The sequence below is a fragment of the Auritidibacter ignavus genome (assembly GCF_029853775.1).
Classification (GTDB): Bacteria; Actinomycetota; Actinomycetes; order Actinomycetales; family Micrococcaceae; genus Auritidibacter; species Auritidibacter ignavus.
The window spans coordinates 2,431,512-2,443,002 of the sequence record NZ_CP122564.1; the positions used below are offsets into that span (position 1 = coordinate 2,431,512).

The 11,491-nt window shown below is 60.9% G+C and carries 11 protein-coding genes; 6 read left to right on the top strand and 5 right to left on the bottom strand.

The features are described 5' to 3' along the window. Positions 1 to 8 precede the first annotated feature (8 nt). Both QDX22_RS10990 and tmk read right to left on the bottom strand, forming a co-directional pair. On the bottom strand, positions 9 to 1,241 hold the full coding sequence (locus QDX22_RS10990) for a DNA polymerase III subunit delta' (RefSeq protein WP_110101188.1): 1,233 nt from the start codon (positions 1,239 to 1,241) through the stop codon (positions 9 to 11). Further along, positions 1,238 to 2,002: a dTMP kinase gene (gene tmk / locus QDX22_RS10995; RefSeq protein ID WP_279717865.1), complete on the bottom strand. Its 765-nt coding sequence runs from the start codon at positions 2,000 to 2,002 to the stop codon at positions 1,238 to 1,240. Before tmk ends, QDX22_RS10990 begins: the two co-directional genes overlap by 4 nt. An 84-nt stretch (positions 2,003 to 2,086) precedes the next feature. Between tmk and QDX22_RS11000 the strand changes: the two genes are divergently transcribed. From QDX22_RS11000 to QDX22_RS11015, 4 genes are read left to right on the top strand one after another with little or no spacing between them, the layout of a single operon-like run. Next, entirely contained in the window at positions 2,087 to 2,431 is a 345-nt protein-coding gene (locus tag QDX22_RS11000; RefSeq protein WP_110099890.1) for a DUF2516 family protein, read from the top strand. Between the two features lie 42 nt (positions 2,432 to 2,473). Next, the gene (locus QDX22_RS11005) at positions 2,474 to 3,220 is read left to right on the top strand and encodes a phosphoglyceromutase (protein ID WP_110101186.1); all 747 of its coding nucleotides are present in this window, start codon (positions 2,474 to 2,476) and stop codon (positions 3,218 to 3,220) included. 21 nt (positions 3,221 to 3,241) lie between these two features. Then, positions 3,242 to 5,548, top strand: a complete 2,307-nt coding sequence (locus QDX22_RS11010; RefSeq protein ID WP_110099892.1) for a chorismate-binding protein — start codon at positions 3,242 to 3,244, stop codon at positions 5,546 to 5,548. Further along, complete coding sequence (locus QDX22_RS11015) at positions 5,545 to 6,546, top strand: aminotransferase class IV (protein WP_110101185.1); 1,002 nt, start codon at positions 5,545 to 5,547, stop codon at positions 6,544 to 6,546. The genes QDX22_RS11010 and QDX22_RS11015 overlap by 4 nt, the downstream gene beginning before the upstream one ends. 41 nt (positions 6,547 to 6,587) lie before the next feature. Here the strand turns inward: QDX22_RS11015 and QDX22_RS11020 are convergent, their stop codons facing one another. Both QDX22_RS11020 and phoU read right to left on the bottom strand, forming a co-directional pair. Then, entirely contained in the window at positions 6,588 to 7,895 is a 1,308-nt protein-coding gene (locus QDX22_RS11020; RefSeq protein WP_199223056.1) for a DUF4921 family protein, read from the bottom strand. A 68-nt stretch (positions 7,896 to 7,963) separates the two neighbouring features. Beyond that, positions 7,964 to 8,626, bottom strand: a complete 663-nt coding sequence (phoU, locus tag QDX22_RS11025) for a phosphate signaling complex protein PhoU (RefSeq protein ID WP_110099894.1) — start codon at positions 8,624 to 8,626, stop codon at positions 7,964 to 7,966. A gap of 321 nt (positions 8,627 to 8,947) precedes the next feature. On the opposite strand from phoU, the gene QDX22_RS11030 reads away from it, so the two are divergent. Together QDX22_RS11030 and QDX22_RS11035 are read left to right on the top strand one after the other, a co-directional pair. Beyond that, complete coding sequence (locus QDX22_RS11030; RefSeq protein WP_110099909.1) at positions 8,948 to 10,081, top strand: sensor histidine kinase; 1,134 nt, start codon at positions 8,948 to 8,950, stop codon at positions 10,079 to 10,081. After that, a complete protein-coding gene (locus tag QDX22_RS11035; RefSeq protein ID WP_110099895.1) occupies positions 10,078 to 10,758 on the top strand; it encodes a response regulator transcription factor in 681 nt (226 codons plus the stop codon). The genes QDX22_RS11030 and QDX22_RS11035 overlap by 4 nt, the downstream gene beginning before the upstream one ends. Before the next feature lie 126 nt (positions 10,759 to 10,884). Here the strand turns inward: QDX22_RS11035 and QDX22_RS11040 are convergent, their stop codons facing one another. Next, the gene (locus QDX22_RS11040) at positions 10,885 to 11,427 is read right to left on the bottom strand and encodes a hypothetical protein (protein ID WP_110099896.1); all 543 of its coding nucleotides are present in this window, start codon (positions 11,425 to 11,427) and stop codon (positions 10,885 to 10,887) included. Positions 11,428 to 11,491: the final 64 nt, after the last annotated feature.

The following is an 11,491-nucleotide window of genomic DNA, read 5'->3' on the forward strand; positions in this document are numbered from 1 at the left end:
TTCCTCACTCAGGGGCGGGGTCGGCGTGGGATCAAGGCCAGAAACATGGCTTCCAGGGCCAGCTGGGGCGGGACATTGCTCCGCAGGCGTAGCCGGGCCTCGTTGATGGCCTGTAGCGCGTTGAGAGGGTGGGCCGGGGTCACGGTACGGGCGTAGTCGAGTAGCTGATCGGTCAAATGCGGATTGATCAGCTCGATATCGTGACGGGTCGTGGCATCCGGAACGTGCTGAATCATCAACACATCCCGGTACAATCCACTCAGATCAATCATCGCCCGATCTAATGCATCGTGCACGCTACGTTTCGTTCGGGCGGTCTGTTCCTCCTCGAGACGTTTGACGTGGTGGCGCAGTTTCGGCGGAATCGTTTCATCCGCGTTCAACCCTAAGGACCGCAACAGGCTGGCGCGTTCGTCGGCATTGCGTTCGGTGGCCGAGTCATCGGCTTCTTGCTTGGTGAGTGCGACGAGTTCTTCGGCGGCTGCCACCGCTGCCGAGGCGGTGCGAATGGTCAGCGGCAGGCGCACCACCTCATCCCGGCGGCGCATCGCCTCGTCGTGACTGGCTAACCAGCGGGCCATTCCCACATGGTGTTGAGCCAGCTGGGCAGCACATCGCGCTCGTTGCGGATCGAGGCCGTCGCGGGAGACCAGCAGATCCGTGACATCCTCCAGCGAGGGGATCGCCAAGTTGAGCGATCGGGTGCGGGATCGAATAGTGATCAGCACATCGGCCGGGGAGGGGGCACACAAGATCCACAGCGTGCGCTCGGGGGGTTCCTCAATGGATTTCAGCAACACGTTGGTGGCCCGTTCGGTCATCCGGTCGGCATCTTCCATGATGAAGATCCGCCAGCGCGCGGTGGCCGGGCGGTCCTGGGCCTCGGCGACCAGGGAGCGGACTTCCTCGATCGTGTAGTTGACCTTCTCGGTGGCCAGGATCTTCACATCCGGGTGAGAGCCGGCCGCCACCGTGGTACAAGCCGGACATTGCCCGCAACCACGTTCGGCGAGCTCCTCGCGCTGACAGACTAGCGACTGGGCGAAAGCTCGGGCAGCGGTGGAGCGACCCGACCCCGGAGGCCCGGTAAACAGCCAGGCGTGGGCTGGGGCGCGCAGTGTCTCGGGACGAGTTAGTTGGGCAATCACGTGGCGCTGGCCGGCCAGATGGTGCCAGACCGGCGGAAACTGGCGCGAGAGATGCGAGTCAGTGGCGAAACTGGAGTTGACGGTGTGGTTCATCGGCGCGACTCCGGGGGCCCCGCGGGTCCGGTCGACGCCGTCGGCTTGATCAATGCCCGGGTCAGCAGATCCTGCTGCACGCGCTGGGCAATGGTGCGGGCGATGTCGCTGACCTCACCGGTGGCATCCAACACGAGGTGGTGTACGGGATCGGCGGCCGCTTGGGCGAGGAAAGAGTTCCGCAACCGCGTGTGAAAGGCGTACCCGGCCGATTCGATCCGATCCTCACCGACACTGTGTTGTCGTGCCCGGCGTCGGTGCGCGCCCAGCTCGGGGTCGAGATCCAACACGATGGTCAGATCAGGACGTAGTCCCGCCACCGCTGGGGCATTGAGCCGTGAGACCAGATCTTCGCCCAGCTGACGGCCGGCCCCCTGGTAGGCCACTGACGATGCCAGAAAACGATCGCTGACCACCACGTGTCCGGACCGTAGTGCCGGGTCAATCACCTCAGCACAGTGGGAGGCGCGTGCCGCGGCGAACAGATAGGCCTCGGTCAACGGCGTGATGTGCTCCTGTGGGGACTCCAACAGTAAAGTCCGGACGTTTTCGGCCAGCGGGGTCCCGCCGGGTTCCCGGGTGTGGATAATCCGCTGATCGGGATGCACCCACGGCAAACCGGCCAACAACTTGTGCAACCGGGTTTTTTGGGTGGATTTGCCGGTACCGTCGCCACCCTCAAACACCACAAAATACCCGGTGCGGTCGTCGAGCGCGTCCGGGCGACGGGCAGAAGCAGGATCAAGTGCGGGGTGACTCACGCGGATCAGTCTACCCAAAACCCGACGAGCAACACTCAGGGTGTGATCGAGATCGAAACCAGGATCTGCGCGTAGAATAGCACCATGCTGACATTATCTACCCCCGGGGCGATTGTGCTGACCATTGAGCACTGGCTCAGCATCATTTTTGCCGTGGTGTCACTGGTCATCCAACTCTGGGCGTTCATCGATTGCCTGGGGCGCAAAAGTCGTGACTTCCTGGCTGTGGGACGTCAGTCGAAAAACTTCTGGCTGTTGCTGACCGGGATCTCGGCGGCCGTCGGTACCATCATGACCGCCCTGCCGTTGTTGTTCTACCAGGTTGGAACCACCGGCCTGCTGACTCTGGTAGCGCTGTGTGTGGCTGCGGTGTACTTGGCCGGTCCGCGCCGAGAGATCAAAGGAGATACCGGCGGATACGCCTTTTAGTCCGCGGGTGAGGTGACCGACAAGACCCGATATGCTGGAGCCATGACTCAAAATTATCGTCTCGTGCTCTTGCGTCACGGCCAAAGTGTTTGGAACGAAAAGAACCTGTTCACCGGGTGGGTGGATGTCCCGCTGACCGAGAATGGTCGCGCCGAAGCGACCCGCGCCGGCGACCTGCTGGCTGAGGGTGGCTTTTTGCCCGATGTGGTGCACACCTCGCTGTTGCGCCGGGCCATTACCACCGCGAATCTGGCTCTGGACACCGCTGATCGGCAGTGGATTCCGGTCAAGCGTTCCTGGCGATTGAATGAGCGCCACTACGGTGCCTTGCAAGGCAAGAATAAGACCGAAGTACGCGATGAGTACGGCGAAGAACAGTTTATGATCTGGCGTCGATCCTACGATACGCCTCCGCCGGAGTTGGCAGACTCCTCCACCTGGTCCCAGATCGGTGACCCCCGCTATGCGGACCTGGGAGATAACGCCCCGCGCACCGAGTGCTTGAAGAACGTGCTCGAGCGTCTGTTGCCCTACTGGAACGACGCGATTATTCCGGATCTGGCCGAGGGCAAGACCGTGCTCATCGCCGCCCACGGTAATTCGTTGCGCGCTCTGGTTAAGCACCTGGAGAACATCTCCGACGACGATATTGCCGGGCTGAACATCCCCACCGGAATTCCGCTGGTCTACGAGCTGGATACGGACTTTGCCCCGATCGCCCCGGGACGCTACCTGGACCCTGAGGCCGCTGAAGCTGGTGCTGCCGCGGTGGCCTCCCAGGGCAAGTAGTCGGCCCGGCCATCCGCCACGATGGTGTCGGCTCACCGTCTGCTGGTGATCGATCACCAGGACTCCTACACCTATAACTTGGTCGACCTACTGGCTACCATCTCGGCAACCACCCCCACGGTGGTCGAACACCGTGAGATCACTGCTGAGCTGGTGGCCGCAGTGCGCGCCGGAGCCTACACACATGTGGTGGTCTCACCCGGTCCGGGGACCCCCACCCGAACCCAAAACTTTGGAGCCACCGCCGACATCATCCGAGCAGCCGGTGATATTCCGGTACTTGGGGTCTGCCTGGGTCTGCAAGGCTTGGCGATGCTACACGGAGCCACCATCGACCGCCTACCTCACCCCGCCCACGGCCAGGTCTGTGCGATCCAGCACTCTGGGGAAGGGATCTTTTGCGGGATCCGCCAACCCACCACCGCGGTGCGCTACCATTCGTTGCAGGTTACCGATCTGCCTCAGGGCCGGATGCGGGTGCATGCCCGCACCGAGGATGACGTGGTCATGGCGCTGAATGTTCTCGATGAGCAGGGCGGGCCCACCAACCACTGGGCAGTGCAATATCACCCCGAATCGGTGCTGACCGGGCACGGTCCAGATCTGATCCGGAACTTTCTGGCTCTCGGAGACACCGCGCCTACTGGATCCGGGAGCACCTGCCAGAGTCCTGTGGACAGTCGGTCGGCCAGCATCCAGCACGCCCAATCCCAGCCGGAACCCCAGGCCCGGGCCGAATACCGGATCTATCACCGCCAGCTCAACGGGTATCGGGCCGATACCGCAGCGACCTTCGCGCGCCTGCGCGCACGTGCGCGCACGCCCGAGACCGATGTGGCGATCTGGCTGGATACCTCCGCGCCCAGCTCAGCCGGTGCCACCGGACCGATCCGCAGCATCCTGGCTGCACATATCGGCCCGCTGTCCCAAGTGGTCAGCTACCGGGCCACCGATGAGCAGTTGTGGGTGCTCACCGGCTCGGCTGCGGATGCCGGGAACTTCCAGCAACTCCGCGGGAACGTATTGGAATATTTGCAGGACCACCACCTGCTAACCGACGCCACTGACCTCAGCCACACCGCCCCGGGGCCGGTTGGATTCCGTGGTGGGTGGTTGGGGTATTTCGGATATGAAGCTTGGCAGCACATCACCCCCGGTCTCCTCACGGCACCACGTCATCGGTCCCAGGTACCCGACGGGTACTGGTTGCGCCCACAGTGTTTCACTGTGATCGAGCCCGATACCGTCCACCTCTACGCTATCGGTGACCCGCGGCTGCTGGATGATCTCCACCAGGATCTGGTGCCACTGGGTCCCCAGACTGACCCGCCACCGGCAATCGACGAGCGACTCCTCAGCAAAGACAGCTCGCTGACCCCACCCGGTGACACCGGGTCTTGGCAACTGGGTGACGAGCAGTACCTACAGGCAATCGACCGGATCCAGGAACACCTGGCGGCCGGGGATGCCTACGAGGTATGTCTGACCGATACTTACACCCAAACCGTGCCCGAACAGCTCGACACCTTCGCGCTGTATTGCCGGCTACGTCAGGCCAACCCGGCGCCATACTCGGGTTACTTGTGTTTTGACTGTTTTGCAGGGCTCGAGCTCGACCGCTTCGGTCGGACCGATCATCGTTTGGAGATCCTGTGTAGCTCGCCCGAACGATTCCTGACGATTTCGAAAAACGCTGTGGGGGAACGAATTGTCGAATCCAAGCCCATCAAAGGCACCGTGGCGCGTAGCGCGGATCCCGAGCGCGACCGGCAGATCATCGCCGAGCTGGCCACCGACGAGAAAACTCGGGCCGAAAATCTCATGATCGTGGACCTGCTACGCCACGACCTCAGCCGAGTGGCCGAACCCGGCACCGTACACGTGCCACAACTGATGAATATCGAAACCTACGCAACTGTGCACCAAATGGTGTCGACTATTACCGGTCGGCTTGCGCCCCAGACCAGCGTGGCCGAGGTACTGGAAGCCAGCTTTCCCGGCGGGTCGATGACCGGTGCACCGAAAGTCCGGTCCCTGGAGATCATCGATGCGCTGGAGGCTGGCGCCCGGGGTGTGTACTCGGGCACCATCGGTTGGCTGGGAACTCAAGGGGAAGCCGACCTAAATATCGTGATTCGCACGCTGGTCCGGCATGGATCACGGGTCTCGATCGGCGCCGGTGGGGCCATTGTCGCCGACTCGAACCCTCAGGCGGAACTGGCCGAACGCAATCTCAAAGCCCAGGTGCTGATCACCGCGCTCAACCGCGCCGTCCAGGAGACGACCGGCGACAGTACCCGAACAAGGCCGAAAGGGGAACGACCATGATGCTGGTCTATGACCTGAACCGCGACCGGTTCGACCCGGTTCCGGCGGAGGCCAGCGCCGAGGGGCGAGTGAACGCGGACCAGGTGGTGTTGGCCGAGTCTTTTCGGGTTCGGCACGGTGCCGCACCGGATCTCCGGCGCCACCGAGACCGCTTCCTGGACGGGTGGTATCGATTGAGTGCGCAACCGGAGACCGCTGGCCTTGTGCCCTGCCTCAGCGGTGGCACTGCACCGATCGAACACATTTGGTGGCGAGGCATTCAAACGTTGTCAGAACACGTCACCGACCGGCCAAACCCGACCACCGAGCGCCCGGATCTGTTCCCCCGGATTGCGGTCGAAATCCCGGATCGGTCTGCCCGGGATGCTCCGACGCCGAAGGTGACCTTGTCGTTACGAGTTGCGGCCCCGTTCCGGCAGATAACCCGCCTGTGGATTCCGGCAACCCCTGATCCACGACGGTATCCGATGGTCAAAGGCCCCGATCTGGCGAGATTGGCTACCTTTACCCAAGACTCTCGGGCCACGGCGATCCGAGAGGCGGACGTGGACATCGACGATGTGGTGCTCCACGACGGACGAGCCGTGTGCGAAGCCGGTAGCGCTGCCTTGGCGATGGTTGACGACGATCAGCTGGTGTTCTTCTCCGGGGAGGCCAGACTGCCGTCCACCAGTCTGGCCTGGCTCCAACAGGCGTGTGCAGAAACCGGGGGTACCTTCGGGGCGATGCGCATCACCGCAGGCACGGTCTTGCTCGATGACTTCCTCCGCCGGGTCACCGATCCTCAAGCGGGGGGAGCCATCTATTTCAATGCGCACCGTGGCCCCAGCGCCGTGATCTTGGCCGGGGCAGAGAACACTGTTCCGAACGTAGGCCGGACGTCGGTGAGTCAGGATCTGTTGGAATGGGTCGAGCGCCTGCGCCTCCGGTGGCTGGACAGCTTCAGGCCCGTGGAGCAACAGTGGCGACAGGGGCTAACCGAGGTGGCGCCGGGTTAGCTGGCGGGGCTAGTGTATTGGGTTGCCCGGTGCGCTACTGCTCAATCTAGATACCGGAGTGAATTCAGCCGATAGGAGCACTCCTCGCCGATTGCCACCGTTTCCGCAATGAGACCCTCATCCCTGAGTCGAAAGAGCTCCGGGAGGACCCGATCGCGTAGCGTCCAGGGATCGATGGTGTTGACATAGATCTTGGTGCCACCTTCAAAACCAGCGAGCGTGGAGACCCGCCATTTCATCAGCACCCGCCACGGCATATTCACAACCGAACCGATCGGCTGGGCGTACCACTCTTCATTGGCCGGCACGAGAGGACCGGTGGCGGCGTGCATTGCCTGGACGAGATCGGAGACGCCCCGTAGCTCGTCGGTGGTGTGGTCGAAGGGCTGGGCGTGTTCGGAACGGGACCACACTTCCAAGCAGGGGTAGCGGTGCCCCACCCCGGCGAGCATGACCGCATGCTCGTTTTCGGCCAGCACGAGGTTGTGATAGCCAGCGTAGTCAACGGCGGCTTCGTTATACAGGTTGGGATTCTGGCGTAGCAAAGTTTCTTCACGTGCTGCCCACACGGGAGGTTGGTCAATGCCGACCAGTTGTTTATGCAGGTGATCGAAACTTGCCCCGGCGGGTTTGAGCCAGTTCTGGAAGACCTGGACATAACGCACGTAACGGTTGTGGGCATAGATACTGTGCATCGCGTCGGCGCTGAGTTCAAAGAACGCCGCATGTTCATCGGGTGTCAACGTACCGGCTGAGGCTAGCTGGTCACTCCGGGTGGCTCCCGGCTGGAAATGGTGGCGGCCGATGATCAGCTCGTGGCCGCCACCGAAGAAGGATAGTGTCGCGTTTTCCCGGGCTGTGGCGGTCGACTCGATACCGGAGGCCTGGAGCTTGGTGGTGACAATGTCGTCGACGTGTTGCCGACCTGCCGGATCTGCCAGATACCGTTGCATCCGATCACGGTCGGAATGAGAAAGCTGATAGCCGTAGTTTTTCGCCCAATAGTCGTAGCTGAGGATCTCGAACAGGTTGGGCACCCGCCGGAAGTTCCACGGGTCCTCGGTCACCTGGCTGGCAGTTAGCCCGGTCCGAATGGCTGAGCCCACGGTGATTCGGGATTTTTCCGGGGGCGTGTCCATCAGTCTGCCGGGACAAAACGCACAGAAGTGGTCGACCCCGGCGGGGTCGAGGGGCTTAACTGCTGGGCTCGCTACGTTGAGGGGCCGATGGGCTCTGCCGGGGACGGTCCACACCTGGGTGCCAGAAAATGGGTTGGTCTGTTTGACGGTGCCGTCGGTCATCTTGGTGAGCGGGGGTGGGTACAGCGTGTCAGACCAGGTGGGAACCATAAGTCCTACAGTATGCGAAACGGCCCCGGTGGAGAACCGGGGCCGTGCGCGGGGTAGAGGTGACAGTCTTACTCGGCGGAGGCCACGTTCGGCTCCCACTCACCGGTGACCAGGTAGGCCACCTTGCGAGCGATGGAAACGCTGTGATCGGCGATCCGCTCGAAGTAGCGAGAAGCCAGGGTGACGTCAGCGGTCTGGTACGGGGTACCTTCCCAGCTAGGGTCGGCAATGGCAGCGAAGTTCGCTTCGTGAATCTCGTCGATTTCGGTGTTGAGCTTGACGATCTCACGGGTGAGATCCAGGTCGTGAGTCTTCAACAGTTCATCAAGCTTGACGGCGACCTCGACGGTGTTGTCTGCCAGAGCCTTGAAGGCTTCACGGCGGGATTCCGGAACGACGTGCTCGGGGTAACGCAAGCGGGTCAGCTGAGCGATGTGGCGAGCCAGGTCGCCGGTGCGCTCCAGCGACGACGACATACGCAGGGCTGCGACCAGGGTGCGCAGGTCAGTGGCTACCGGCGACTGTAGCAACAACAGCTCGATGGCTTTCTCGTCCAGGGTGTTCTGCAGATAGTCGATCCGAGCATCTTCGGAAATAACGGTCTCAGCCAGCTCGACATCGGCGGTTTCGAACGCGGTGCGAGCCTGCTCAACGGCACGGCGCACCAAACCGGCAATTTCTTCCAGCTGGTCTCCCAATGCCTTCATATCGGCCTGGAATAGTTCACGCATGTGAATTGTCCTCTTTTCTAGGGTGTCTTTGCTGTCAGTCTAGTCAGCGCGCCGTTTAACGAGCAGTCAGAGCACGGAGAACAGCACAGTAGCCGGCCGCAGGCGCGCGGCCACGTCCCACCATCTCGTACTGAAGTTAACGTCATTTAAACACAAACTAGCTTGGTGTGCACGATAGGTGGCTTTAAAACTTCCGGTGGACCAGAGGCGTTTTTCTCCGTACGCAAGCCCAAAAATTCGGTACTGTGTTGAGGTGTGAACGACCCGGTAGTTATTGGCATCATCTGCGGATTAGCTGGTGTTGTGCTGGGTGTTTTGGCCATGTGGGCGTTGAGAGCATCCGAACAGCGCCACGCGATCCACTACGAGGTCGACGAGCCCTCGATCCCCACCGGCGCAGCTGAAGTTTTGGCTGTGGTGGGGCGCGCTTATGCGGTCGTGGACGCTGTTGACGGTGTAGTGCGAGCTAATCCATCGGCCTATGCATTCGGTCTGGTTCGGGGCCACCGGCTGGCCCAACACAAGCTGATCGAATTGACCAGACGTGTCCGTGCTGATGGTGCAATTATCGACCAGCGCTTTGAACTGCCGCGTGGACCGCTGGGAGAAGGCGCCTGGATGGTCCAGTTGCGGGTGGCGCCATTGAGTGACGAATACATTTTGCTCTTGGCCGAAGATCGTTCACAGGTTTCTCGGACCGAAGCGATCCGTCATGATTTCGTTGCCAACGTCTCCCACGAATTGAAAACCCCGGTGGGCGCGATCCGGTTGCTGGCCGAAGCGATCGATGACGCAGCCGATGACCCGCTGGCGGTGCGACGGTTTGCCGATCGTTTGTCGGTGGAATCAATGCGCTTGGGTGCCTTGGTGCAAGACATTATCGAACTCTCGCGCCTGCAGGGTAAAGACCACGTCGATACGGCCGAACCTGTGCGTATTCCTGGACTGGTCCGTGAAGCGATGGATCGGGTGCGTACGGAAGCTGAACGGAAAAATATTACGCTCAAGACAGCGCAGATGGCCGATGCGATGGTCTTCGGCGATGCTGACCAGCTCATGACAGCGATCCGTAACCTGATCGATAACGCGGTGAGCTACTCACCCGATGACACTACGGTGGGCATCGGCGTCAAGATCGCTAAGGGCCTGGTCCAAATCTCGGTGACGGACCAGGGACCGGGCATCGATGTCGACGAACAAGAACGCATCTTTGAGCGTTTTTATCGCGTCGATAGCGCCCGTTCTCGAGGAACCGGCGGAACGGGTCTGGGCCTGAGTATTGTAAAACACGTGATTGCTAACCACGGTGGTGAAGTTTCGGTATGGTCGCGCGTGGGGCATGGATCGACATTTACGATCCGACTTCCGCTTGTCGACCCTGACACTGTGGATATTATTGACAAAGATGACACGAAAACCACCACCGATCACGGTGGGAAAGGAGAGCGGCCATGAGCCGTATTCTCGTGGTGGAAGACGAACCTTCCATTAGCGATCCACTGTCCTACCTTTTAGAACGAGAAGGGTTTGAAACCACCGTCGTTGAGGATGGGAATGAGGCGGTTGAGGAGTTCGAACGCCACGGTGCTGACCTGGTATTGCTGGATCTGATGTTGCCGGGACAGTCAGGTACCGAAGTCATCCGTCAGATTCGGCAGAACTCGACGGTTCCTGTCATCATGCTCACTGCGAAGGACTCCGAGATTGACAAGGTCGTGGGCCTGGAACTTGGCGCCGATGATTACGTCACCAAGCCGTATTCATCGCGTGAGCTTGTCGCCCGGGTACGTGCGGTACTGCGTCGCCAGTCTGAACCAGAAGACACCGAAGCCTCGATTATCGAAGCGGGCAATGTGCGCATGGACGTTGAACGGCACGTGGTATCGGTCGACGGTGAAAATATTGCGATGCCGCTGAAGGAATTCGAACTCCTCGAGATGCTGTTGCGCAACTCCGGGCGCGTGCTGACTCGCGGGCAACTGATCGATAGGGTATGGGGCCCCGATTATGCCGGTGACTCCAAGACCTTGGATGTGCATGTCAAGCGGTTGCGTACCAAGATCGAACCAGATCCTGCCGAACCGCGCTATCTAGTCACGGTGCGTGGTCTGGGCTATAAATTCGAGCTCTAGTTCTCGTCTTCTCGTCGCGTTTTCTTTTCCTCACCACAACGGCGGTGGGACTGCATCGTGAAGATCAGTTCCACCGCCGTTGTGGTGTGCCGGTAGGACGGCCCGGATCGCGCTGGGGTAGGCGGGCTAGTGCCCTTCGTAGTCCTCGGAGTAGGGGCCTTCGTAATCCTGCAGGTGTTCCACGTTTTCTTCCGGATCAAAGTCTTCTTGCGGCACGAACTGCCGGTACTCTTGCAGAGTGCCATCCAGCACGCTGACCTGAAGGTCTGCTGAATCGCCCATGCTCTCGACCTCAGAGTCCACCATCTCGCCGGGCGCACCCGTGGTGTTGTCGATGACCACAGCGTTCTCATCGTCTTCCAGAGCAATCCGTTCGCCGGCGGGAACAGTCCACGTGGCCGAGTCAGACCCGACCTTAATAGTGACCGTGGCCTCTGCATCCGACCGGTTATCCAGGCTACCAATGAAGCGACCGGCCCCATTGGGCTCATCAGAAACCAGAGCCAGGTTGCGGATCGCCATATCGGAGACTTCGACTTGGACGCCGTCGGACGGCGCATAATCCATGGTGGTGGCCTGGTCGTTGATAAACATACAACCGCTGGTACCGAAAGCGGCCGCGACAACCAATCCCACTCCGGTCGCGCGACGGATAATAGAACCCTTCACGGTGGTTTCTCCTCAATAAAGGTGCGATGAAAAAGTCAAAATAACTCAACCCCGAGGTTACCGT

Excerpts from the sequence above, each read along its gene's own strand:
- QDX22_RS11015 (WP_110101185.1), top strand. The coding sequence starts at position 5,545 with ATGATGCTGGTCTATGACCTGAACCGCGACCGGTTCGACCCGGTTCCG.
- QDX22_RS11035 (WP_110099895.1), top strand. The coding sequence starts at position 10,078 with ATGAGCCGTATTCTCGTGGTGGAAGACGAACCTTCCATTAGCGATCCA.
- QDX22_RS11005 (WP_110101186.1), top strand. The coding sequence starts at position 2,474 with ATGACTCAAAATTATCGTCTCGTGCTCTTGCGTCACGGCCAAAGTGTT.
- QDX22_RS11010 (WP_110099892.1), top strand. The coding sequence starts at position 3,242 with ATGGTGTCGGCTCACCGTCTGCTGGTGATCGATCACCAGGACTCCTAC.
- QDX22_RS11030 (WP_110099909.1), top strand. The coding sequence starts at position 8,948 with ATGTGGGCGTTGAGAGCATCCGAACAGCGCCACGCGATCCACTACGAG.
- QDX22_RS11000 (WP_110099890.1), top strand. The coding sequence starts at position 2,087 with ATGCTGACATTATCTACCCCCGGGGCGATTGTGCTGACCATTGAGCAC.
- QDX22_RS10990 (WP_110101188.1), bottom strand. The coding sequence starts at position 1,241 with ATGAACCACACCGTCAACTCCAGTTTCGCCACTGACTCGCATCTCTCG.
- phoU (WP_110099894.1), bottom strand. The coding sequence starts at position 8,626 with ATGCGTGAACTATTCCAGGCCGATATGAAGGCATTGGGAGACCAGCTG.
- QDX22_RS11020 (WP_199223056.1), bottom strand. The coding sequence starts at position 7,895 with ATGGTTCCCACCTGGTCTGACACGCTGTACCCACCCCCGCTCACCAAG.